Origin of the sequence: Pseudoalteromonas sp. SG43-1 (assembly GCF_014164415.1) — a bacterium.
In the GTDB taxonomy this organism is placed as follows: domain Bacteria; phylum Pseudomonadota; class Gammaproteobacteria; order Enterobacterales; family Alteromonadaceae; genus Pseudoalteromonas; species Pseudoalteromonas distincta.
In genome coordinates this window covers 1-25,106 of record NZ_JACJFD010000009.1, presented here as the reverse complement: position 1 = coordinate 25,106, position 25,106 = coordinate 1, and the positions used below count along the sequence as shown (strand labels likewise).

18 protein-coding genes are annotated in these 25,106 nt (G+C 38.9%); 7 read left to right on the top strand and 11 right to left on the bottom strand.

Annotated features, from left to right (window positions below; all coding sequences use genetic code 11):
* The first annotated feature begins 15 nt into the window (after positions 1–15).
* Together H5159_RS08585 and add are read left to right on the top strand one after the other, a co-directional pair.
* The gene (locus H5159_RS08585) at positions 16–2,703 is read left to right on the top strand and encodes a CHASE domain-containing protein (protein WP_182780138.1); all 2,688 of its coding nucleotides are present in this window, start codon (positions 16–18) and stop codon (positions 2,701–2,703) included.
* A 127-nt stretch (positions 2,704–2,830) separates the two neighbouring features.
* Positions 2,831–3,832: an adenosine deaminase gene (add, locus tag H5159_RS08580; protein WP_024605929.1), complete on the top strand. Its 1,002-nt coding sequence runs from the start codon at positions 2,831–2,833 to the stop codon at positions 3,830–3,832.
* 54 nt (positions 3,833–3,886) lie between these two features.
* On the opposite strand, the gene H5159_RS08575 is transcribed toward add, so the two are convergent.
* The 5 genes from H5159_RS08575 to H5159_RS08555 form a co-directional block, all read right to left on the bottom strand.
* Entirely contained in the window at positions 3,887–4,297 is a 411-nt protein-coding gene (locus tag H5159_RS08575) for a CBS domain-containing protein (RefSeq protein WP_138489806.1), read from the bottom strand.
* A gap of 167 nt (positions 4,298–4,464) precedes the next feature.
* The gene (fre, locus tag H5159_RS08570; protein WP_002960960.1) at positions 4,465–5,178 is read right to left on the bottom strand and encodes an NAD(P)H-flavin reductase; all 714 of its coding nucleotides are present in this window, start codon (positions 5,176–5,178) and stop codon (positions 4,465–4,467) included.
* Positions 5,179–5,287: 109 nt separating this feature from the next.
* The gene (ubiD, locus tag H5159_RS08565) at positions 5,288–6,754 is read right to left on the bottom strand and encodes a 4-hydroxy-3-polyprenylbenzoate decarboxylase (protein ID WP_182780137.1); all 1,467 of its coding nucleotides are present in this window, start codon (positions 6,752–6,754) and stop codon (positions 5,288–5,290) included.
* Positions 6,755–6,825: 71 nt separating this feature from the next.
* The gene (locus tag H5159_RS08560) at positions 6,826–8,856 is read right to left on the bottom strand and encodes a methyl-accepting chemotaxis protein (protein ID WP_182780136.1); all 2,031 of its coding nucleotides are present in this window, start codon (positions 8,854–8,856) and stop codon (positions 6,826–6,828) included.
* Between the two features lie 66 nt (positions 8,857–8,922).
* Entirely contained in the window at positions 8,923–9,204 is a 282-nt protein-coding gene (locus H5159_RS08555; RefSeq protein WP_182724818.1) for an MliC family protein, read from the bottom strand.
* A gap of 145 nt (positions 9,205–9,349) precedes the next feature.
* Here H5159_RS08555 and H5159_RS08550 point away from each other — a divergent pair, with 145 nt between their 5' ends.
* A complete protein-coding gene (locus H5159_RS08550; RefSeq protein ID WP_182693858.1) occupies positions 9,350–10,255 on the top strand; it encodes a DUF808 domain-containing protein in 906 nt (301 codons plus the stop codon).
* Between the two features lie 44 nt (positions 10,256–10,299).
* On the opposite strand, the gene H5159_RS08545 is transcribed toward H5159_RS08550, so the two are convergent.
* The 3 genes from H5159_RS08545 to H5159_RS08535 form a co-directional block, all read right to left on the bottom strand.
* Complete coding sequence (locus tag H5159_RS08545) at positions 10,300–11,241, bottom strand: tetratricopeptide repeat protein (RefSeq protein ID WP_182749139.1); 942 nt, start codon at positions 11,239–11,241, stop codon at positions 10,300–10,302.
* Positions 11,242–11,327: 86 nt separating this feature from the next.
* Positions 11,328–12,728: a M20/M25/M40 family metallo-hydrolase gene (locus H5159_RS08540; RefSeq protein WP_182696158.1), complete on the bottom strand. Its 1,401-nt coding sequence runs from the start codon at positions 12,726–12,728 to the stop codon at positions 11,328–11,330.
* A gap of 180 nt (positions 12,729–12,908) precedes the next feature.
* On the bottom strand, positions 12,909–14,987 hold the full coding sequence (locus H5159_RS08535; RefSeq protein WP_182737943.1) for a TonB-dependent siderophore receptor: 2,079 nt from the start codon (positions 14,985–14,987) through the stop codon (positions 12,909–12,911).
* A 190-nt stretch (positions 14,988–15,177) separates the two neighbouring features.
* On the opposite strand from H5159_RS08535, the gene dbpA reads away from it, so the two are divergent.
* On the top strand, positions 15,178–16,566 hold the full coding sequence (gene dbpA / locus H5159_RS08530) for an ATP-dependent RNA helicase DbpA (RefSeq protein ID WP_002960948.1): 1,389 nt from the start codon (positions 15,178–15,180) through the stop codon (positions 16,564–16,566).
* Between the two features lie 22 nt (positions 16,567–16,588).
* Here dbpA and H5159_RS08525 read toward each other — a convergent pair whose 3' ends face one another.
* The gene (locus tag H5159_RS08525; RefSeq protein ID WP_182780135.1) at positions 16,589–17,161 is read right to left on the bottom strand and encodes a DNA-J related domain-containing protein; all 573 of its coding nucleotides are present in this window, start codon (positions 17,159–17,161) and stop codon (positions 16,589–16,591) included.
* 76 nt (positions 17,162–17,237) lie between these two features.
* Here H5159_RS08525 and H5159_RS08520 point away from each other — a divergent pair, with 76 nt between their 5' ends.
* Positions 17,238–20,057: an ATP-binding protein gene (locus tag H5159_RS08520; RefSeq protein WP_182749135.1), complete on the top strand. Its 2,820-nt coding sequence runs from the start codon at positions 17,238–17,240 to the stop codon at positions 20,055–20,057.
* 63 nt (positions 20,058–20,120) lie between these two features.
* Here H5159_RS08520 and rho read toward each other — a convergent pair whose 3' ends face one another.
* Complete coding sequence (rho, locus tag H5159_RS08515; RefSeq protein ID WP_002960945.1) at positions 20,121–21,380, bottom strand: transcription termination factor Rho; 1,260 nt, start codon at positions 21,378–21,380, stop codon at positions 20,121–20,123.
* 186 nt (positions 21,381–21,566) lie between these two features.
* Positions 21,567–21,893 carry a thioredoxin TrxA gene (gene trxA / locus H5159_RS08510; RefSeq protein ID WP_002960942.1) on the bottom strand — a complete coding sequence of 109 codons (327 nt, stop codon included), beginning with the start codon at positions 21,891–21,893 and terminating at the stop codon, positions 21,567–21,569.
* A gap of 91 nt (positions 21,894–21,984) precedes the next feature.
* On the opposite strand from trxA, the gene rhlB reads away from it, so the two are divergent.
* Positions 21,985–23,262: an ATP-dependent RNA helicase RhlB gene (rhlB, locus tag H5159_RS08505; protein ID WP_002960940.1), complete on the top strand. Its 1,278-nt coding sequence runs from the start codon at positions 21,985–21,987 to the stop codon at positions 23,260–23,262.
* Positions 23,263–23,305: 43 nt separating this feature from the next.
* Entirely contained in the window at positions 23,306–24,799 is a 1,494-nt protein-coding gene (gene gppA, locus H5159_RS08500; protein WP_182780134.1) for a guanosine-5'-triphosphate,3'-diphosphate diphosphatase, read from the top strand.
* Positions 24,800–25,106 lie beyond the last annotated feature (307 nt).

The window sequence follows — 25,106 nt, the reverse complement described above, 5'->3', positions numbered from 1 at the left end:
TCAGGAGCACAAGCTTTGAGAAAGTTTTTAATATTAACCCTTAGCTTGGCTTGTGCTTACTTCTTTACTGGGTATTTTAGCAACTCACTTCTTTCTGTAGATGGCTATGCGGTCGCCTCTTGGCCGCCCTCAGGAATTGCTTTAGCGAGCTTTTTAATTTGGGGACGTAAGTCATTTATTGGTCTTATTCTTGGTGCTTTCTGTACTAACTTAATTCATCTTGATAACACTGTAGATATTCTTCATTTTAATGTGCTTTTACAAGCTATTTGCGTCACTTTAGCCTCTGTTTTACAGGCTTGGATTGGCCGACAAATTATAGTGAATGTTATAAAAGCGCCGTTGGATTTATCTTCTTTAAAACACAGTGTTCAAAGCTTAATAGTAGCGGGGCCAATATGTTGTGTTATTGCTGCAGGTGTAGGAACAAGTTTATTAGCATTGAATAATGTGATCCCGACTACTGCTATTTTTGATAATTTTATAGCATGGTGGATTGGAGACAGTATTGGCGTACTTATATTTACACCTCTTGTACTTGCAGCCTTTAATTACACGCAAGTGCGCCACCGTATGCTGGTAATATTACCCTCACTATTAATTTATATACTGATCAGCGTGAGTTTTTATGGTGCTGCCAGTGTTAAAAAAGAAAAAGACATCCAAAAGCAAGAAGCTAAAGTACTTTCTGTGCAAAATGCTATAAGCCAGAAGCTCGATGGTATTACTGCTCACTTAGGATTGTTAGCTACATACTTTGCTAGTAGTGATAACGTTAATTTTAAAGAGTTTAAACAGTTTACTTCAAAGCAATTGGACTATAGCCAAGAAATTCTGGCTTTTGAATGGATACCTTATATACCAGCAAATAAACTCGCAGATTTTGAAACACATGAAAATACAGCCACAGGCAAACCTTTATACATAAAAGAAAAGTCACTAGATGGAGCTTGGCAACCAGCAAGTACGCGTAGTAATTACTTTCCAGTAAAGTACGTATATCCCTTAAAAGGTAATGAAGATGTTTTAGGGTTTGATTTAGCTTCAAGTAAAGTAAGAGGAGTAGCGCTTAGCAAAGCGAAAACACTCAATGAACTAGCACTAAGTGAGCCAATTAATTTAGTCCAAAATACAGCTGAGCAGGGAGTGCTCTTTTTATATCCTGTTTTTGGTGAATCATCTACCGAAGATGATTTTCAAGGTTTTGTGGCCGCTATTGTTAGCCTTAAGCGCTTATCGCAAACATTGTTATTTGATCACAACAATTCAATTTCAGCCAGTTTTTTTGATACAACGATACCAGGGAAAAAGCAGGCAATTTATATTGCCGATACCGATAACTCGCAAATGCTGTTTAAAGAATATCAATTGTTGATTGGCAAACGCATGTGGCAGGTCGAGTTATATGAACCAATAGTTAGAACGTCTTGGTTAATGTATTGGCTTGCACAAATAGTAGGGATGTTGTTTGTGTGGTTACTGATTACATTTTTGATTTCAGTTACTGGTACAAACATACAAATTCGCGAACAAGTGGCCAAGCAAACACATACACTACGCAAAGAAAAACAAAAAGCAGATGAAGCGAGTCATATAAAGGGGCAGTTTTTAGCAAACATGAGCCACGAAGTCCGCACCCCTATTAACGGTATAAAAGGGCTGCATTATTTAGCGCTTCAGCAAAACGATTGGCAACAAGCTAGAAGTTACATAGAGCAAGCAGATGGGGCACTGGGTGTTTTACTGAGGGTATTAAACGATGTGCTCGACTTTTCAAAAATGGAAGCAGGCAAGCTAGACTTAATGCAAGAGCCTATTAATGTAGCGAGTTTAGCTGATGAAATGCTTAATTTACTTCAATTTGAGGCTGATATTAAATCAATAAAGTTAAGTCTCGATTTTGATAAAACATCAAATTTGGTCATTAATACCGATCCAATCCGCTTAAAACAAGTGCTGCTGAACCTGCTCAATAATGCGGTTAAATTTACAGGGGAAGGTGAAATCACTCTGAAAATTTGGCAGTCGAAAAAAATGACTTATTTTAGTATTAACGATACGGGTATTGGTATTAGTAGCGAAGCACAGAAACAATTGTTTAAACCGTTTGCGCAAGCCGATAGCTCAACCTCTCGTCAATATGGTGGCACTGGCTTAGGATTAAGTATTTGTAGAAAATTGGTTGAACTAATGGGCGGTGCAATTGATTTAGTTAGTTATGAAGGAAAGGGCTCTACATTCACATTTAGTTTGCCGCTCATCTCGCCTTTACCAAAAGCAGAGCAAATACAGCAGCAATATAACGAAATAGATGTAAGTACTTTATCATTCACAAACTATAAATTACTTTTAGTCGAAGACAACCCGCTTAATCAGCATGTTGCCAATGCCATTTTAAAAACAAAAGGGTGTATTGCCGACATTGCTAACGATGGTTTTGAAGCCATAGAAAAGCTAGCCGAAAATAGCTACGACATTGTGCTTATGGATATTCAAATGCCAAAAATGGATGGACTCAAAGCAACAAAAGTAATTCGTCGTGATTTAGAGTTAATTGATTTACCCATAATAGGGCTATCGGCGAACGCCCATGACGATGACGTTAAAAAGGCATTAGCCTCGGGAATGAATGGCTATATTACCAAACCTATTGATGCAAATACGCTTTTTAAAACTCTTTGGCATCACTTATCAGGAAAATAAGCTATATCATTTTTTTGCACAAAAAGCAGACATATGACCGCTAAAACTTACCGCAAATCATATAGACTTGAAAAATAACTGTATCTGCGTATCATGCGCGCAAATTTAACTAAACTGGGTTGCTATTATGATCAATAGAAAATTACCTTTGCTAGATATTCACCGCCATTTAGACGGTAATGTACGTGCGCAAACCATATTAGAACTTGGTCGACAGTTTAATATAGAGCTACCTGCAGATAACGTTGAAGCATTAATCCCTCATGTTCAAGTTATTGATCCTGAACCAAACCTCATGGCTTTTTTACAAAAGTTAGATTGGGGAGTTACTGTGCTTGGCGACTACGATGCGTGTAGACGTATCGCAATTGAAAACATTGAAGATGCACAAGCACAAGGTCTTGATTATGTGGAGCTTCGATTTAGCCCTTACTACATGGCACAAAGCCAAGGTTTACACCCAGAAGGCGTTGTAGAGGCAGTTGTTGATGGTATTAAATCAGCAACAAAGGGCGCAAATATAAAAGCTAACTTGATTGGTATTTTATCGCGTACTTATGGCGTAAAAACGTGTCAAAAAGAGCTTGATGCATTACTCGCATTTAAAAATGATTTAGTCGCTGTTGATTTAGCCGGTGACGAAATTGGCTTCCCGGGTGAGTTGTTTGTAGAGCACTTTAAACAAGTACGAAATGCGTATTTAGCTTCGACTGTCCATGCTGGAGAAGCACTTGGCGCTCCAAGTATTTGGCAAGCAATTAATGAGTTGGGTGCGAGCAGAATAGGGCATGGCGTTAAAGCAATTGAAGATCCAAAACTAATGGATTATTTACGCGATAACCGTATTGGTATTGAGTCATGCTTAACAAGTAATATTCAAACCAGTACAGTAAACGATTTAACTAAGCACCCACTTAAACAGTTTTTAGATCATGGTATTTTAGCGTGTATTAATACTGATGATCCTGCGGTTGAAGGTATTGAAATTGAGTATGAATATACCGTTGCTGCACCTAAAGCAGGCTTATCTCAAGCTGATATGGAAAAAGCCCAAAAAAATGCGTTAGAAATAGCATTTTTAAGCGATGGCGATAAAAAAGAACTTTTATCACTCGTTAGCGCACGTTAATGTAAGAGCATTAAAAATGCCGCTTTATATAAGCGGCATTTTTGTATCTGCAATTTAGTGTGTTTGGCAGCTTATGTAATTATCGTAAAGTGCTTTAAGTACATCTGCTCGGCTGATCATACCGATTACTTTAATGCCCTCTACAACAGGGTAGTTTTTTGGTTTACCAGGCTGCATCTGTTGTGCAAGCTCAATAATGTTGGTATCGCCGCTGACGGTCACTACCTCTGTTTGCATAAGCTGCGATACTTTAACCATCCCATCACAAAAATAACTGCTTTGAGTAAGTGGTTGTAACAGCTCTTGCTCTGATATAAATCCAACTAAGCATTTATCTTTATCAAATACTGGTGCGCCAAGTAGTTTAAATTTTTGTAGTTCTGCTATGGCTGTCGTCATTTCTGTATCTGGTGTGATATTTGGCAACTTGCGTTGCATAAAATCTTTTACTTTTGTATTTAGCATTTGGGTCTCTCCCGCTGATGTTCTATACAAAGTATGGTTTATAGATAGGGATTTAGGAAATTGTTTATATTGATGGAGCTGATAGGTTTTAACTATTAAATATTTGTTGTTATAAAAATAAAGGCACCGATTAGGTGCCTTTATTTATAACTGAAAGTAAATTTCAATTATTTGATAAATGCGAATGCATCTGCGTACATGTTTTCACGAATTGCACCATGAGTAATAAAGTCATCACGGACAATACCTATCATGTCAAAACGACCTGCCATATAAATATCGTATGGTTCTAGTGACACAATATCTTGCATTACTGCTTTGTGTACGTAGCCAGTGTGTCCTTGCCAATTAGCAGATGGATTTTCTACTACAGGAATAAACTTAAAGTTCTCATGGCTATCTGCCCATGTTTGCATTTCTGTATGTGCATATAAAGCAGATTCTTCTTTTACGCCCCAGTAAAACAATACAGGACGGTCGCATTTTATTTCAGCTAAATGATCAGCCATTGATTTTGCGTATGAAAAACCAGTACCACCGGCGAGTAAAATAATAGGGCGCTCACATTGCAGGCGCAACTGTGAAATACCCAAGCCAGCTTCAATGTCTACTAACTGCCCTGTGGTATGGGCGTTTCGTAAATGCTCTAACGATTGCATTGCATACGAATCGGCACCTGAGGCGCCAATATGCAGTTCTATTGCATCGCACTGTGAAGGGCGACTAGCTATAGAAAAAGCACGTTTGTCTTTTTCGCCTAATACGAGTTGCATGTATTGGCCAGCTTCAAAGGTCACAGGTTGTTGTGGCTTTAAAATTACTTTATGAACAAATTCTGTAAGTGGGCTGATAGCTACAACTTCAGCTTTTAATGTTTGCATTTTTTACCTTTTAGCAGCGCTTGTAACAGCAGATACGCAATCGAATAGCTCGATTCTAGCATATCTGCAGGGTTATTTTATAGCCTGATATGTACTTACATATAAACACTTAAACAATATTAAGGCTTTCCCAAATATCATCTACGCGGTCTTTGGTGTCTTTATCCATAACAATAGGCTCGCCCCATTCGCGGGTGGTTTCGCCAGGCCATTTATTGGTAGCATCCATTCCCATTTTTGAACCAAGACCTGAGACTGGTGATGCAAAATCGAGATAATCAATAGGTGTGTTTTCTATTAATGTTGTATCACGCGCTGGATCCATTCGGGTTGTTATAGCCCAAATAACATCTTCCCAATCGCGGGCGTTAACATCGTCATCGCAGACGATTACAAATTTGGTGTACATAAACTGACGTAAGAACGACCAAACTCCCATCATCACGCGCTTCGCATGGCCTGGATATTGTTTTTTCATTGTTACAATCGCCATACGATATGAGCACCCTTCAGGCGGAAGGTAAAAGTCGACAATTTCAGGGAATTGCTTTTGTAGTATCGGCACAAACACTTCATTAAGTGCCACACCTAAAATAGCAGGCTCATCAGGCGGACGGCCAGTAAATGTGCTGTGATAAATAGGTTCTTTACGATGCGTTAAATGAGTGACCGTCATTACTGGAAAGTCATCGACTTCATTATAGTAACCGGTATGGTCACCATAAGGGCCTTCTGGCGCTATTTCACCAGGCATTATGTAACCTTCAAGTACTATTTCTGCACTGGCAGGGACTTGTAGGTCATTTGAAATAGATTTTACAACTTCGGTTCTGCTGCCACGTAATAAGCCAGCGAATGCATATTCGCTTAGAGTGTCAGGTACAGGCGTTACGGCACCTAATATAGTGGCAGGATCGGCACCTAATGCTACCGATACAGGGTAGGGTTGCCCTGGGTTTTCTTTACACCATTCTTGAAAATCAAGCGCGCCACCACGATGTGACAACCAGCGCATAATTATTTTATTTTTGCCTAATAATTGCTGGCGATAAATACCTAAATTTTGGCGCTTTTTATAAGGCCCTTTGGTAACTGTAAGGCCCCAAGTAATTAATGGTGCTGCATCACCTGGCCAGCAATGCTGAATAGGTAATTTAGTTAAATCTACATCATCACCTTCTAAAACTACTTGTTGGCAAGGCGCTTTTTTAACTTCTTTTGCAGGCATATTAAGCACTTGCTTAAAAATAGGTATAGCGCCTAGAGCTTCTTTAATACCCTTTGGTGGATCAGGTTCTTTTAAAAAAGCGAGTAGCTTACCCACTTCGCGAAGCTCGCTAACATCTGTTTGGCCCATGCCCATTGCTACGCGTTTTGGTGTACCAAATAAGTTGGTAAGTACCGGCATATCGTAGCCTTTTGGGTTTTCAAATAATAACGCAGGGCCTTTTGCACGCAATGTGCGATCAGATATTTCGGTCATTTCAAGATACGGGTCGATTTCTTGGGTGATACGTTTAAGTTCGCCTTTTTTTTCAAGCAAATCGATAAAATCACGTAGATCTTTATATTTCATTGTGGGCCGCTATTAAGCAAAAGAGTTAAAGTATTATACCCATTTCATGCAAGGCAAGTCATTACTTGCACTTAAAACTTAAAGCGCTCTACGGCACTCGTTAAAGAGTGTGCAAGTTGGTTTACGTCTTCACTTTCGCTTGCTAGGGTTGTCGCGTTTTGGGCATTCAAGGTTGCTTGCTCTGTCACCTTTGCCATTATTTGTTGAATGTCGCCACTGTTAGTCAATTGCTCATGTGATGCATGAGCAATTTGCTCACTCATCTGATTAACAGACAACAATGTGCTTTTAATACGCTCTACGGCTTTATTTAGTTCAGTGCTGTTTTTAACACATTGCTTGGCTTGGTGTTGGCCATCAGTAATGTGTTCTTGAGTTGTTTTAGTGTGTTGTTGCAATGTTTGGATCATGGTGTTTATTTCGCTAGTCGAGGTTTGTGTACGTGCAGCTAATGATCGAACCTCATCAGCAACTACAGCAAACCCGCGTCCGTTTTCACCCGCTCGCGCTGCTTCAATTGCAGCATTAAGTGCAAGTAAGTTAGTCTGCTCGGCAATGCTACTAATTGTTTCAACAATGGCTTCAATAAGCTGAGTGTACTGTGCGAGCTCTTCTGTGCTGCCTACTGCTTTATCAAGACGCTGCAATAAAGTTTCTATACTTAGACTATTTTGATTAGCAATCTCGTTTACATCATTTGCAAATTGCGATGCGTTTGTTATTTCACTTGATGTTTTATCTGCTTGTTCATAAACCGCTTGTGAGTTGATTAGCATATTGTGTGCAAGCGATGTTGCCTGCGCGCTTCGCTCTAACTGCTGTTGTGCAACAACCGTCATTTGCTGACCTTTTTCACTGGTTTTAATAGCGCTGCTGTCTAGTTCGTGGGCGTCGCTACTAATTGCACCAATTAGGTTAGTAAGGTCTTCACTGAGTTTATTTATGTTATTTAGCAAAGTACCAAATTCATCCTTACTACGTGGGTGGCTTCGCTTTGATAAATCACCTGAGGCGATTCGGGCTAAATCGCGGTTTACTTTTTTAAGCGGTTTTAGCATTGCGCGAGTTGTAAAAATAGAGATAGCGATAATCAATATAATTAAAACAATCGTAATAATTACTACAGAACTAATCCCTGTATTTATGGCGGCCTTTGCATTAGTTTGTAAGGCATTAAAGCGCTCATCAGCCAATTTATTAAGTTCAATAAGCTGATCTTCTGTTGTTATAAATTGCTGTTGAAAGTGTTCAAAATTTTGAGCCGCAGCAATAGTACTTTTGAGTACTTTATTTTGTTGGGCATAAATTCCTGTATCGTTGTTAAGTAACTCTCTTAATTGATTAAACTTAGTCGTTAAATTTTTAGCATTAAACGCATTATTAAAAGGTAGCGCTTGTTGCTCTAAATAGGTGAAATTAGGTTGGATGTTATCTAGTAGAAATAGAGTATCTTGCTGATGGCTATTTAAATCATTGATACTTGTAGTTTGAGTAATGCTTTTTATATTATTGCTTAAGTTAAACAATAAATCGTCTATGCGGGTCGCTGTTCCAAACATAGCATTAAGTAACGCCTGCTGTTTTACAGGCACTTCTAAAAGTTCTATATCAAGTAAGTTAGAACTTAAATTGTAAAGTTGCTCGTTAAACGTTGCTGATAATTCTATGGTGGAATTTTGCGCTACAAACTTACGCTCTTTAGCGCTAAACATTGCGACACTTACTTCAGTCAGTTGCTCGAAACCTGCGTTGGTACTGGTGAGTAAATTTTGCATTGTTATTTGTTGATTTAGTTGAGTGCTTAACGAATTGAGCATATCGCTAAATTGTTGTTGCTCAACTTGCGCCTGTTTTTTATTCTGTTGAAGTAAATCAAGGTTTGCTTGGCTGTAAGCTAAGGCGTTAAATTTGGTAATAGACAGTAATGATAGCCTTAAATCTTTGCTGAACTGTTGTACCGGAACCGCTAATTTTTCGGTTCGGGTATTGTTAACGCTAATTTTGTTTAATGACCAATAAAAAAATACACTACTTGTTAGCACCAATATGCCAATGGCTGTAAAGGCTAAAATTATTTTATGTTTGATCGCAATTGAACGCATAACTTCATCACAATAATGGGTCTTTAATTATTGTAGCATTATTGTAATTTATTGGTTGTTTTTATGTTAGGCCTTGGTGCACTGTCTTTTTTTACCTGCAATGATTAACATGGCTTCATTACCCTTACCCCAAAACAGTACCTCTTCACTTATATATTTATTCCCGGATGCACTTTTTTCGTGATTAAGTACATGCACTTTATTGTTAAAGATAAGTTCGGCTTCAGAATTATTAATAATATTGAGTTTTACGCTCTCATCATCGCATTGGTAAGCAGTACTGGTTTTTAAATCACTACATGCGGTTAAGCTTAGTAAAATAGCGATTAATGCTAAATATACTTTCATTTTTCCTCCCATCTTCTTTAAACGTTAGTTAAAACACAGGGCAAAATTTTAATCTAATGTAAGAATAACAAAGCAAAATTAACCGTTGGTGAAAGTAGCGCTTTAAGTTATGTTTATAGCAATATTTTTTGAGCTCGGAAGCTTTATGGCAGGCACTAACCTTTTAACGTTATTAGATGATATAACCACTTTACTTGATGACATTGCGACAATGAGTAAGGTAGCAACAAAAAAAACAGCAGGTGTATTAGGCGATGACTTAGCGCTCAATGCACAGCAGGTTACAGGTGTAGCAGCAGAGCGTGAATTACCGGTTGTTTGGGCTGTGGCAAAGGGCTCATTTTTAAATAAAGCGATACTCGTACCCGCTGCTTTATTAATAAGCGTATGGCTGCCTTGGTTAATAACACCGCTTTTAATGATGGGTGGTTTGTTTTTATGTTTTGAGGGAGCTGAAAAAGTATTTGCTAAGTTTTTGCCTCATCACAATGAAGTGGTAGATGAAGATGAAAAATTAGATTTAGTTGAGTACGAAAAACAAAAAATAAAAGGGGCAATAAGAACCGACTTTATTCTTTCTGCCGAAATTATTGTTATTACTTTAGGCACTGTGGCAGGCGCTACATTACTTAACCAAGCTTTAGTGCTTTGTGTTATCGCAATTATAATGACGATTGGCGTTTATGGCTTAGTGGCCGGTATTGTAAAGCTGGATGATGCCGGGCTTTATTTACTCAACCAATCAAAGGTAACAGCTAATAAATTTAAAGAATTACTTGGGAAAGGCTTACTCGCAGCAGCGCCTAGGTTGATGCAGTTTTTAGCATTTGCGGGCACCATCGCGATGTTTTTAGTAGGTGGCGGGATTTTAGTACATGGTGTTGAGTTACTGCATCATACTCAAGTCGATGTAACAAACTATGCCCAATCTGTTGCTGGCGGTACAGGAGAAGTATTAGCTCCTCTATTGTTTGATGGTTTGCTAGGCGTGATTGCTGGCTTAGTTGTCGTGCTTATACATGTAGGTTATACAAAGTTATTTAAAAAATAATTCCAAGCTGGCGTACTTGTTGCGCCAGCTATATTGAAATTCACTCATTCACAGTTAGCTATTTTACAAAGAGATTCCAATTCAAATTGTGCTTTAGTATTTTTTTGCTCAATGGCCTTTTTGTACCAATAAATAGCTTGCTGTGGATCCTGATCTATTCCCTGACCATCACGATACATTTGCGCTAAATTTAATTGCCCCCATTGAGAGCCTGCTTCAGCAGCTTGTTTAAAGCTATTAAGTGCTTCAACAAACAAACCATCTTTAAAATAAATAATGCCTTGTTGATTGTTTTTATCGAGCTTTAAGCCTTTATATAGTGGCTTAGGTTTGGGAGGATGCATCACAAACCCACCATAAAGGATGTTGGCATAAGGGCGCAGTACGTCGTAAATAGCTTCGTCTTTATACAAACGCTTTACTTCATCACGAGGGAGGGTGATCGTTTTAGTGGAAAAGTAATTGTCTTGAATTAGCTGGCTAGTACGCATTGCCAAAGTAATACTATTATTACGTTTATAGCTGTAGTTGCTTATCTGAAAGGTAATAAATTGTTCGTCAAAATTTAAAACTTGAGCAATTCTTAAATTGGTTAAGGTCCAGGGCTCGTGTGTAAATTTGTCGGCGTGTACTAAGTAAGTATCATATATTTTAGGCGTATTTAAATAGCCTTCCTTTCGAGTCTCGCTATTAAGGTGCTGTTGATAAAAAAATAAAACAATCCAAAGTAATAAAAATACACCAATAAAGTATTTAGGTAGGCTTAGTTTTTCTATTAACGGTAGTTGCGTTATTTTTACAGGTTCGCTTTTTCCGCATTGATAGCACTCGCGTTTATAACTTAATTTTAAGGCAAACATAGGTAAAATACTAAACCGTAAATAGCGGCTTATATTTACTAAATGATAGGCGTCGCTTTGACAATGAGGGCAGCGTGTTGTTTGTGCAAAATATGGAAATGATTCACTCGTGTTGAAAAGTAACATAAAGCACGCTCCTTGTTTAATTACCTAAAGGTAAAACAAGAAGCGTGTTAGTTAAAGCTACAAACTGTAAGTAAGTATGTCTGTTATTACTTATTTTGAGCTTTAGGCTTAATTGTTGTTTTTGCATCAGCAGCCATTAGAGCAAATACAGCGTATGCAGCGGTATTTTGACGAAGCTTAGTAGGTGTTACTTTATCAAGCGTATCGTCAGCTGTATGGTGGTAATCAAAGTAATCTGTTCCGTCTTGAGCAAGTTCAAAAATAGGTGCTGAGGTTGCTGCTTTAAGTGGAATTAGATCAGGGCCACCATTCGCTTGGTTTTTACCAATATGCTCAATATTTAACGGCGAAAGTTCTTTTGCAATAGCACGCACTACAGGAAGTGACTCTGCGCTTACGTTCGATTCAAAAGCATATACAACATCAGCGCCAAAATCAGACTCAGCTGCTGCAACAATATTGCTTAGCTCGTTTTTATGCTTTGCAAAATAGGCTTTTGCACCCCAAAGGCCTAGCTCTTCGGCTGCAAAAAGTACCACACGAATACTGCGCTTAGGACGCTTTACATCGCTAATATGTTTAGCGGCTGCCATTGTTAGCGCAACGCCTGCACCGTCATCTAGCGCGCCAGTCCCTAAGTCCCAAGAATCTAAATGCCCGCCAATTAATACATATTGCTCAGGGTTTTCGGTACCATTAAATTGGCCAATAACGTTATAACCTGTGCCTTCACCAAGGCTTTCGGTTTGCACATTAATATTTACCGATACGTCTTTATCTAAAGCAATGAGTCGTGCAATCTGATCGGCATCTGGGTTAGCAATGGTTACATTAGGTATTTTTGTAACACCTTCTTTGTAGTAACTACCGCCAGTGTGTGCAAAACGATGATGACCAGTACTTACCGAGCGCATCATGTAGGCAACAGCGCCTTTTTTAGACGCTTCTATAGCGCCTGTGCCACGTGCTTTTACAGCAGGTCCGTAACCATTCCCATCTATATCGCGGTTCATGCGGTAATTAATATACGCAATTTTACCTTTTAGGCTATTTGCAGGTGCTGCAATTAACTCATCAAGTGTTTCGAATAAGACTACTGGCGCTGTGATCCCATCTTTAGGCGTGCTTATACTGTTACCTAATGCAGTTAAATGTAGAGGTTGCTCGCTTGGTGTTAGTATTTTTCCGCTTTCGCTATAACGGCGCCATTCAGGAAAAGTCGCTTCTTCAAGCCATACTTTATCAAAACCAAGCTCATTAAATTTAGCTTTAGCCCATGCCACTGCTTTTTTATCATTTTCAGTACCAGGTAAGCGAGGGCCAACCTCAGTTGTTAATGACTCTAGTAATTTATAGCTTAGATCACTATTTAGCGCAGAGGTGCGCACTTCATTGACTTGTTGTAATTGCTTTTGGGTAAATTCGGCGTTGTTAGCGTTTGCAGCCATACTGCTAGTAAGCAGCAGTGCGGTAATTAATTTTTTCATTTGGGTAAGCCTTTTTAATAATTAGCGCTATTAGAACATGTAACAAACATGATAAAAAATAGATGAGATGAATAGGCTTTGTAATAGGTTTAATGCTGTTAGGTATAAAAGTTTAGATATAAAAAAGCCCGCGTAAATGTACGCGGGCTATCTTTTAACACTGTTATTTAAGGCATTTATTTAAAAGCTAAATTGCGCTGCTAAACGAAGATTTGTGCCCTCGCCAACAGTTACATTACTCGTGCCGCCACCACCTAAATAGCTTTTATCAAATAAGTTTTCGATGTTAAGACGTAAATTAATATCGGTATTGCTTAAGTTAAACTTATAAGTGGCGCCAACATCAACACGTGTATATGCATCTTTAGTAATTGTATTATCGCTATCTGCAAAGCGCTCGCCTTCGTAAAAAGCGCCAGCGTTAATGGCAATGGCGTCGTTTAATTCATAACGAGTCCAAAGTGATGCCGACCATTTTGGTGCATCGGTAGGGCGTTTACCTTCCAATACTTCATCGCGTTCAAAGTTAGCATCTAGATACATAGTTGATGCCATAACAAATAAGCGGTCGGTAGCAGCACCTTGTGCGCTTACTTCAACACCTTTATGGCGTTGTTCACCCACTTGGTTTGTTTCACTTGTGAATGAGCCAATAGGCGTCTCAAGCTGTTCGCTAACAAGTGTGCCTTCTTTACTAATATCAAAAATTGCACCTGTAAGCAGTAAACGGTCATCAAATAATTGCCATTTAATACCAATCTCTCTTTGCTCTGAGGTAATGGCATCTAGCTTCATGCCATTATTTACATCGGTTTCATCAATCAGAGTTTCACTACCTTGAGGCTCAAAACCTTCTGAGTAACTTGCATATATAGTTGCCGAAGTATTTGGATGATAAAGCACACCTACCTTTGGTACAAATGACTCGTTATCTGCACCTTCTCGAGTTTGCTTATCGTAACGGCCACCTAGCGATAATTGCCATTGTGGTGAGAACGAAATTAAGTCCTGAACGTAAATACCGTAATAGTCGTATTCAGTTTCGCTTACTGTATCATCTGTTTTATAACTTACAGATGGGCGTGATGGTTCTGCTTGTCCTGCAGAAAAATCAAAGTAGTCAGCAGAAGTACGGCGTTGCCCGTAGTAGTAATCTAGCGAGTTTGCGCCAATTAAAAACTGATGCTGTAAGCTACCTGTTTTAAATTCACCAATAAAATCAATAAATGCAGTTTTAAATTGCCAATCGTCAAAACGGTCGTAAGGACGAGATTCATAGCTGTCACCTTCAGCAAAGCTACTAGGCATGCGAGGTGCTGACTCAAAGCGTTGACGTTCAAACGTTTGTTCGTTATAGCCAAGTTTTACTTGCCAGTTATCGGTTAAAAATACTTCTAGGTCTACACCTAGGTTTTCTACGGTAATATCGGTAAACGCCCAAGACATATCACGGATTGTTTTATCGCTACCAATTACATTAGCATTATCGTCTATCCATGCGCCAGTATCTAAACCTGCTTCGTCATCTGTGCGGTCGTAATGCACACGTACTAATGCGTTATCGCTAATATCGTAATCTACAATTAAAGCACCTAAAAAGCGGTCGCGTTCACGATTTTCACCGTTTTGGTACTCACGCCAGTAGTCAACGTCTTGCTTTACTAAAATCCCGCGAGCACGTAAATCTTCCGATTCAGTCAAGGCACCTGCAGCATCAACCATAAAGCGGGTTGAGCCATGCTGATCTACATCGGCACTGGCATTAAATAGTGTTTGTGCTGTAGGTTTTTTAGTTACCATGTTAACCAAGCCACCCGGGCCTGACTGACCATATAAAATACTTGATGGGCCTTTAATTACTTCAACTTGCTGCAAAATTTCGATTGGTTGCTGATAGTGCGACCAATGCTGATGACCGTCGCGTAAATAACCTGTCGATGAGCTCAGCTCAAAGCCGCGTAAGTTAAATACCTCACGATTTCGTTGTTGTGAGCCTGCAGTTAAGCTTGCGTCATTTGTGAGTACTTCGCCAAGTGTAGTGGCAAGCTGTTCGCTAATAATAGTGTCGGTTATTACAGTGACAGATTGTGCAGTTTCAAGTAATGAAGCTGATGTTCTCATTGCGCCATTAGCGTTATCTACTTTGTAATCGTTAAAGTAGCTACCCTTTACTTCTATGCGTTCAAGGTCGGTAGTGTTTGCATATGTGCTTGTCGTAATGCTTGCTAATAGAGCTATGTAAATAGAATTCAGTTTCATTAATTGCTTCCAGCGCAGGTATGTAAAAAAACAATCGCGATCTTAATGCAAACTACTATCATTTTCAACACCTTTCATTAACATGTTTTATAATGTGTTTGTTAATGGTTGCCAATTACGAATTCTGCTATTATAAGCTGCATATTAGTGGGGCTTTCTCCCATGTTATTTTATTGCTATGGAACTTACTGTGACTTCAACTGCTTTTTCATCTTTGGCTTTACCGGCTGGACTCGTTGATAACTTATCAACCCTTGGCTATGCCCACATGACACCTGTACAAGCGCAAAGTTTGCCGCCTGTACTTGCTGGTAAAGACATCATTGCTCAGGCAAAAACCGGTTCAGGTAAAACTGCTGCGTTTAGCTTGGGTGTGTTAGCTAAATTAAATGTAAAACGCTTTCGTATTCAATCTTTAGTCTTGTGTCCGACTCGTGAACTTGCCGAGCAGGTTGCAGTTGAAATGCGTAAATTAGCGCGCGGCATTCATAACATTAAAATATTGACGTTATGTGGTGGTGTTTCAATTGGCCCGCAAATAGGTTCACTTGAACATGGTGCGCATATTATTGTTGGCACGCCAGGGCGTGTTGATGACCATATTCGTAAAGGTACTCTACGTTTAGATGATGTGGAAACATTGGTGCTTGATGAAGCCGATCAAATGCTTGATATGGGTTTTCAAGACACATTAGATGCAATTATTGAGCGTATTCCACAAAATCGTCAAACATTGTTATTTAGTGCTACTTTCCCAAGAGCTATTGAAGCAATTGCTAAGCGTGTACTTAAAAATCCAGAAATGGTTAAAGTAGAAGAAGAGCAAGCCAAAAGCACAATTAAGCAGTACTTCTACAAAATGGATAACAATAAGCAGCGCTATCCAACGCTTAAGTTATTACTTCTTAAATTTACACCACAAAGCTGTGTTGTATTTTGTAATACCAAAGTAGAAACTCAACAAGTGTGTGATGATTTAGCTGACGAAGGCTTCAGCGCTGTTGCATTGCACGGTGATTTAGAGCAACGCGATCGTGAACGTACGCTAATTCACTTTTCAAATAAAAGTGCTTCAATACTTGTTGCAACCGATGTTGCTGCACGAGGTTTAGATATTGATGACATGGATATGGTTATTAACTACCATTTAGCACATGACACGCAAACACATGTTCACCGTGTTGGCCGAACTGGTCGTGCTGGTAAAAAGGGCATTGCTTGTTCTATTTATGGTGAAGCTGAAGCGTTTAAAATTGCACAAATTGGCGATCATTACGAGCGTGATATTACTCCAGAGCAAATGCCGCCGTTTAATTTATTAGATAAACCGCCGTACCGCCCTGAAATGGTTACTTTGATGATTGATTCAGGTAAAAAGCAAAAAGTACGTGCAGGCGATATTCTTGGTGCTCTAACAGGTAAGGATGGGGTTGCAGGTCGTCAAGTAGGTAAAATTAACGTACTTGATAACGTAGCATTTGTTGCTGTTGAACGTAACTCATCAAAACCAGCACTTCGCAAACTAACCGAAGGCAACATTAAAGGGCGTAAAATACGCGCTCGTCGCCTTACTCGTTAATTTAAACCGCTAAATTAACAAATTAGCGAGCAGCTACCTTTAGCTGCTCGTATTGTAATTTTATTTTTTTAAACTTAACTTCACAACCATTTGGTTTATCTGGGTGCATCTGTAATGCAAGTTGTCTCCAGCGCTTTTGAACGTTTTTAAGAGTGAAATTTTCGGGTAACTTCCACTCTAAAGCCAACGCTTTAAATTCATTGTCATTTAATACTTGTTGTGGTGATGTCGTTTTAAACTGACGCCAAAAACTATTCAAAAGCTCATCAATTTTCTCTTCACCGGTATCGTAATTACGCCAATCTAAATAATAATCTCGCAAATTTTCGTTCGTTGTTACTAAACTATTATCTTCTTTTTCTAAAAGCTCGATATGCAGAGTTGAAATGAGTAAACTTTGAGGGCGTAATTGTGCCTGCAGTTGGTACAATGCATTCATAATTAAAAAGTTACGTTTAAATAAATCACATTCAGGGCTTTTATCGAGTGTTGTTATTGCGCTGCGGTTTGTCAGTTCTGCTGCTAAAGTATGAACTTGCCAAACCTGCCTTGTTAATATCAGCTCAAAAATCTCATCAATCAGTGGGTTAAGCATTGTTTAGGCCCTAGTAGTTAGTGTATCTTCAATAAAGATTACACTGATATAAGTAACGGTTTGAAGGATTAAAATTATGCTGGGCAAGTTTAAATGCCTCTTATTTACTATATGCTGTGTACTAATAGCTCCTAGCTATGCCCAAAATAGTGATTCGTTATTTGAGCAATTCAAAAACGAAGTGCAGTGGGAGCCTAAATTACAATTAGCAAATACGTTACTTGCTAATCAAAACGTTTCTAAAAAAGAGCGTGTCGCTGTTTATTCGGCATTAGGTAATAGTGCGTTATCGGCTGATAATTTTAAAGAATCTTTACACTATTTTAAATTATTAGAAAAAAACACTTCAGATACTTTCTTTCCTGACGAGCACTTTCGTGCAATAAAAATGCAAGGTGTAGCACTTTTTTATCAAGGCCTATTTCAAAAGGCCATAAGTGAATATACCCGCACCCTAGTATTAGCTGAAAAAAATGAACAACTACTTGAACAAGCAAATTTACTAAATAATATTGGTTTGGCTTATTTTAATATGAATAAGCTAGGCGATACCCTAGAGTTTTACTTAAAGGCAAAAGCTATTTACGAAGCGCACGGTAGTGAGCAAGATCAAACCGACATATTACTTAATATAGCAGGCGTTTATATACGCTTATCACGCTACGATAGTGCATTTAGTCTTTATCAAGATGTACTTAAAGTTTATCAGCGGTTAGATGATAAAAGTGGTATTGCGCAGGTATACAACAATATGGGTGTTGCTCATATGGAGAGTAATCAATTTGACTTAGCACTTCATTATTACCAGCTAGCGCTGCGTTATTATATTTCAGCCAATGATTACAATAAGTTATCTACGCAATATACTAACTTGGCAAATACTAATTTAGTGTTAAAAAAAGTAGATGAAGCGTACGAGCAAGCTAAATTAGGTGAGTACTATGCGCTTAAAATAGGTAACCATAATTTAGAGCTTAATGCGCTACATGCGCTTGGTAAAATTCAGTTTGTTAAAGGCAACTTAGAAGAGGCGAAAATAAGTTTAGATAGAGCTATTTCACTTGCCCACGAATATGGCAGTGAGCGAATAATTAGGGAGGGTTTAGGGACTAAAGCACTACTTGAAGCCAGTAAAGGCGATTATTCAAGCGCAATGGCCTTGCAACAAGAATATATTAGTGAGCTACGAAAACTCAGAAGTACAGCAATTATAAATGCACTAGCGGTACTTCAGCATCAATTTAAAGCAACACAATTAAACCAAGAAATAGAAAAACTTAAACAAGATCGACGTGTGCAAGAGCTAAAAATGTCGCAGCGTTCTCAGCTTACTTTATTCTCTTTTTTACTATTACTTTTGGTTGTTGTAACTGGTATTGCGCTTTACCGCCGTGGCGCAGAAAAACGCGCTAAGCAGCAGTTAACAGAGCAAGTTACGCAGCGCACTGCCGAGTTACAGGCAATAGCACAGGAGCTAAGAGAAGCTAACGATGTTAAAAGCCAGTTTTTGGCCAATATTAGCCACGAAATCCGCACTCCACTAACGGCTATTTTAGGGCAAACAGATGCTTTAATTAATGAATTATATGAGCCTGAGTCACTTAAAGATGAATTAAGAGTAATTCAGCGCCATAGCGACCATTTAAAAAGCTTAATAAACGACGTGCTCGATTTAAGTAAAATTGAAGCTAATAGGTTAGAGTTAAATATTTCGTGCTTTGATATTGTAGAGCTTGTAAATGACGTACATGCAATGTTTATCACTCAAGCAAAAGCAAAAAATTTACGCCTCATTTTAGACAATCAAGTGGGTAATGAGTTTTACACTAAGCTGGATTTAATACGCGTAAAACAAATTCTTATAAATTTATGTGCTAATGCTATTAAGTTTACTCACGCTGGCCAAATCATTATTGCTTTAAATAAGAGTGAACAAGGGCTAGTGATTATTGTAAAAGATACCGGTATTGGTATGAGCTCTAAACAGTTAAAGCTTATTTTTGAATGCTTTAGCCAAGCTGATAACAGTATTAGCCGTCGCTTTGGGGGGACAGGGTTAGGCCTTAGCTTATCGCAACAATTAGCCGCGATGATGGGCGGTTATATCAGTGTACAAAGCGAATACAAAAAGGGCAGTCAGTTTTCGTTCTTTTTACCGTGCGCAGAAGTAAATAAATCGCAAAGCCTGATTGAAACTCAAAGTGCTCCAAAGGTAAATAAGCAATTGGCAGGGCGTGTTGTACTAGCAGAAGATCACCCTGATAATCGAAGGTTAATAAGCCGCTATTTACGTTCAATGGGGCTCGAGGTTATTGCCGTTGAAAACGGTGAGCAAGCGGTAGAGCAGTGCTTAAAAGAGTATCCTGATTTAGTGCTACTCGATATTCAAATGCCTGTGATGGATGGGCGTTCTGCTTTTCAGCTATTAAAACAGTGTGGTTTTGAGCGGCCTATTTTTGCTTTAACTGCAAATGCTATGAGTCATGAAGTGGATGGCTATTTAGAGTTAGGGTTTAGTGGTTACTTAGGTAAACCGATAGATAAAGAGTCATTTTATAAAGCGCTTTCCAGCCACCTACATAATGCAGAAGATCAGCCAATTACAAAGCAAAATGAAGTTGATATGAGCGATCTTGTCATTAGTTTTAAGCAAAGCTTTGCTTTGGAGAGTGAAACGATTACTCAGCATTTCATAAGTGAAGATTTAGCCGCGCTACAAAAAGATAGTCATCGCATTTTAGGAGCGGCGCAAATGTTTGGTTTAGATGAAATTGCGCAATCGGCTCAAAGTTTAGATAGAGCCCTTTTACGCAGGACCCAAAAAAGTAGTGCGAATGACTTTAAAGCGCTCGTTGATACGCTGCAGAGTGTACTTAAAAAGTATAACGAAAGTTAAACTGTGTTTAATCCAGACATAAAAAAAGCGCCTTAGGCGCTTTTTTTATTCAGCTAAAACGCTTTATTGGCGTCTCATCGAATCAAAAAATTCATCATTGGTTTTGCTCATCGATAGTTTATCGATTAAGAATTCCATTGCATCAATTTCTGACATGTCATGAACAATTTTACGTAAAATCCAAAGCTTTTGAAGCTCATCTGGTTTTGTTAGTAATTCTTCACGACGAGTGCCTGAACGATTAAAGTCGATAGCAGGGAATACACGTCTTTCCGCAATTTTACGGTTAAGGTGAAGTTCCATGTTACCAGTACCTTTAAACTCTTCGTAGATAACTTCATCCATTTTAGAGCCGGTATCGATAAGCGCTGTAGCTATAATTGTTAAGCTACCACCTTCCTCAACGTTACGTGCAGCACCAAAGAAGCGCTTAGGTTTATGTAATGCGTTAGCGTCAACACCACCAGTAAGTACTTTACCTGATGAAGGAATAACGGTGTTATAAGCACGTGCTAAACGAGTGATTGAATCCAATAAGATAACAACATCTTTTTTATGTTCAACTAGGCGTTTTGCTTTTTCGATAACCATTTCGGCAACTTGTACGTGACGAGAAGCTGGCTCATCGAACGTTGATGCAATAACTTCACCTTTAACAAGGCGTTGCATCTCAGTTACTTCTTCCGGACGTTCATCAATAAGTAAAACCATTAATGTTACATCAGGGTGATTATGCGTAATTGATTGTGCAATGTTTTGAAGTAGCATTGTTTTACCCGCTTTTGGCGGAGCTACTAACAAGCCACGTTGGCCGCGGCCAATAGGAGATGCTAAATCAAGTACACGGGCTGTAATATCTTCTTTACTGCCGTTACCACGTTCCATGCGAAAACGTTCGTTTGCATGTAGTGGAGTAAGGTTTTCAAAAAGAATTTTAGTTCGAGAGTTTTCAGGTTTATCAAAGTTAACTTCATTTACTTTGAGTAAAGCAAAGTAACGTTCACCGTCTTTAGGTGGACGAATAAGGCCTGAAATTGAATCGCCAGTACGCATGCTGAAACGGCGAATTTGGCTAGGTGAAACATAAATGTCATCTGGCCCAGCTAAGTAAGAGGCTTCTGATGATCTTAAGAAGCCGAAACCATCTTGTAAAATCTCTAATACACCGCCGCCGAAGATATTCTCTCCGCCTTTGGCATGGGATTTAAGAATGGCAAAAATGATATCTTGCTTTCTTAAGCGGGCTACGTTTTCGAGCCCCATGGACTCAGCTAAGTCTACAAGCTCTTTAATCGACTTGTCTTTTAATTCGCGTAAATGCATATTGGTGGGTTCTTTATTACAGTTGTCATACTCAAAATCGCTTTGATCGTTGAGTGAGGTTTGTTGAATATAACTAAGGATTAGTTGGCTTTATAAACTAGCAGTTCACTGGCAAAGCGTCCAGTCTTTATACAAAATAAATTTAAAAAAGGGCAAAAAAGCCCTTTTTATTGTTCTAGCTTACCGTTAGATGTTGTTTTCTAAAAACTCGATAAGTTGAGTTTTTGAAAGAGCACCTACTTTCGTTGCAGCTACTTGGCCATCTTTAAAAAGAAGTAAAGTAGGGATACCACGAATACCAAACTTTGGCGGTGTGCCAGCATTTTGGTCAATATTTAATTTAGCAACAGTCACACGGCTGTCGTATTCATCAGCAACTTCGTGAAGAATAGGGGCGATCATTTTACAAGGTCCACACCATTCAGCCCAGAAATCTACTAGTACTGGTTTGTCTGATTGTAATACGTCAGCTTCAAAGCTATCGTCAGTAATTTGGATTATTTTCTCGCTCATTGCGCTCTCCGATTTAGTTAGGCGAAATATTTAGTGCGTATTTAAACACTCTTGTTTCTTATTGCAAGTTTAAACGTTATGCTTAAACGCTATGACTAAGACACATTTAACCGATAAAAAGTTTTCAGACTTTGCTATCGCACCGGAAGTGGTTGCCGGTTTAACCGAGAATGGGTTTGAATATTGCACACCTATTCAAGCAAAATGCCTACCTTTTATTTGTGATGGACGCGATATCGCGGGCCAAGCTCAAACGGGTACAGGCAAAACGTTGGCGTTTTTAACCGCCACGTGCCATCGGTTATTACAATCTAGCAAAGCACCTAGTAAACATCCAAGAGCCCTGATCATGGCCCCTACTCGGGAGCTTGCGATTCAGATACACAAAGATGCTAAAATTTTAGCGCCGCACTGTAATCTTAACTTAGGTTTAGTATATGGTGGCGAAGATTACGAAAAACAACGTGCACAACTAGAAAAAGGCGTTGATATTTTAATTGGTACTACAGGTCGCCTAATTGATCTGTATAAGCAAGGCTGTTACACCCTTAATGAAATTGAGGTAGTCGTGCTGGACGAAGCCGATCGTATGTTCGATTTAGGTTTTATCAAAGATATTCGCTATATGTTCGATCGTATGCCAGATACATCAAAGCGTTTAAACTTATTATTCTCTGCCACATTGTCGTACCGCGTACAAGAATTAGCTTTTGAGCACATGACAAACCCAGAGCATGTTCAAATTGAACCTGACGTTAAAACGGGTAAACGTATTCAAGAAGAGCTATTTCATCCTTCGCAAGAAGATAAAATTAAGCTGTTGTTAACCTTAATTGAAGAAGAATGGCCAGAGAAGGCAATCGTGTTTGCAAATACCAAGCATAGTTGTGAGACGGTTTATGCTTGGCTTAAATCAGACGGTCATCGTGTAGGTATGCTTACTGGTGATGTTAACCAGAAAAAACGCCAAACTATATTAGCGCAATTCAGTAAAGGTGATTTAGACTTTTTAGTTGCGACCGATGTTGCAGCGCGTGGTCTTCATATTCCAGAAGTAAGTCATGTGTTTAACTTTGATTTACCTGACGATTGTGAAGATTATGTTCACCGTATTGGCCGTACTGGCCGCGCTGGTGCATCAGGCCACGCAATTAGTTTTGCATGTGAGCAATATGCATACAACCTGCATGAAATTGAAGAATATATAGAGCATAGCATTCCTTTATCACATTATGATAAAACAGCATTGCTAGATGATTTAACTCAGCCTATTATTCAAAGAAAGCGCAACTATTCAACAGGTCCACGTAACCGTAGTAATAACAGCGGACGTCGCCCAAATAATAGTTACCAAAAAGGACGGTCGTAAGCGACCGTTTGTATAAGTAGTAGTAACTAGAGGTTTTTGAACGGTGGGGCAACTTAAACCGCAAAAAAATGTGTACGCAGTTATTGATTTGGGCTCAAATAGCTTTCATATGCTTATTGCCAAATCAATTGCTGGCGGTCTACAAACAATTGGACGTGTTAAACGCAAAGTCCGATTAGCCGCAGGGCTTGATAAAGGAAACGTATTAAGTACTGAAGCAATGCAGCGAGGCTGGGAATGCCTTGCCCTTTTTGCTGAGCGTCTACAAGATATCCCAGACAAAAACATCACCATAGTAGCAACAGCTACCTTACGCTTAGCAACTAACGCCGAAGTATTTAAAAATCATGCCGAAAAAATTCTAGGTCATAACATTAATGTTATCAGCGGAGAATTAGAAGCGCGCACAATTTATAAAGGTGTTGCCCATACTTCATCTTGTACTGGCAAACAGCTTGTTATTGATATTGGTGGTGCAAGTACAGAAGTTGTAATTGGTAAAGCATTTGATGCCCTACATTACAAAAGCCTCAATATGGGGTGTGTTACCTATCTTGAACGCTATTTTAAAGATTGCCAACTAAGTAAGAGTAACTTTAACGCAGCAATAAAAGCGGCTCGTACAGTCATTGATGAAATTTCTCCAGAGTATAAAGCAGCGGGATGGCAAATTGCATCTGGAGCTTCTGGTACAGTACAAGCAATTCAAGAAATTATGGTCGCGCAAAATCTTGACGACTTACTTACACTTGAAAAGCTCAACACCATAAAAGATCAAGCAATTACATTTAGCACTATTGCAGCGCTAGACCTTCCTGGGTTAAGTGAAGACCGTCGACTGGTATTTGTATCAGGACTTGCAATCTTAATCGCACTATTTGAATCTCTTGAAATAGAAAAAATGGGATTGGCGGGTGGAGCACTGCGTGAAGGTGTTTTATATAGCATGGTTCCGGAGTTTCATAATAACGACATTCGCAAACGCACTGTTGATGGGTTTATGAGCCGTTATCATGTTGATCAAAAACAAGCGTGTCGAGTTTCAAGCTTGGCAATGCAGTTAGCGCTGAGTATTGATAAAGATTGGCCAATTGAAAGCTTAAATGGGTTACCACTATTAAAAGCGGTAGCGCAGCTTCATGAGATTGGATTACTAATAGAGTATAAGCAGTACCATAAACATACCGCTTATATTTTGGAAAATACCGATATGCCTGGTTTTTCACAGTCAGAGCATAAATTAATAGTAGCGGTAGCAGATGCACATCGATCTGATTTTTCAAAAGGTTGTTTTAATTCACTCGGCGTAAATAGTCTATTAGCACAATATATAGTGAGATTACTACGAATAGCAGTCATTTTATCAATGCGCAGACAAGATGATGTACTGCCTAAGTTTGAGTTAACTGCTAAAAATGAAGTGTTAGACCTTAAGTTTGAAAGTAACTGGTTAAAAGATCATCCATTAATGGCCAGCGAGCTGCAACAAGAGTCTAAACAGCAAGGAAAACTTGGCTGGAAGCTCATAGTAAACTAATTAAAAAGGCCCATCAGGGCCTTTTTAGTGTTTAAAGTAACCATTTCGATGTAAATATGTGCGAACAGCACATTATTTCAAGTTTTCTTCAAAAAAGGGTTGATCTGTTTTCGGATCTCCCTATAATGCGACCCCACTGAGACGGGAAACGCCAACGCATAGCGAAGCACGAACTACTCAGTGTGTTAAGTAAAACTTAGATTGAATCTTTTTAGAAAGTTTAAATTTAAGTGTTGACAAAAAAATAGGAAAGCGTAATATGCGCAGCCCTAGCGAGATAAAGTTCAACTTTATAATCGCAACGTTC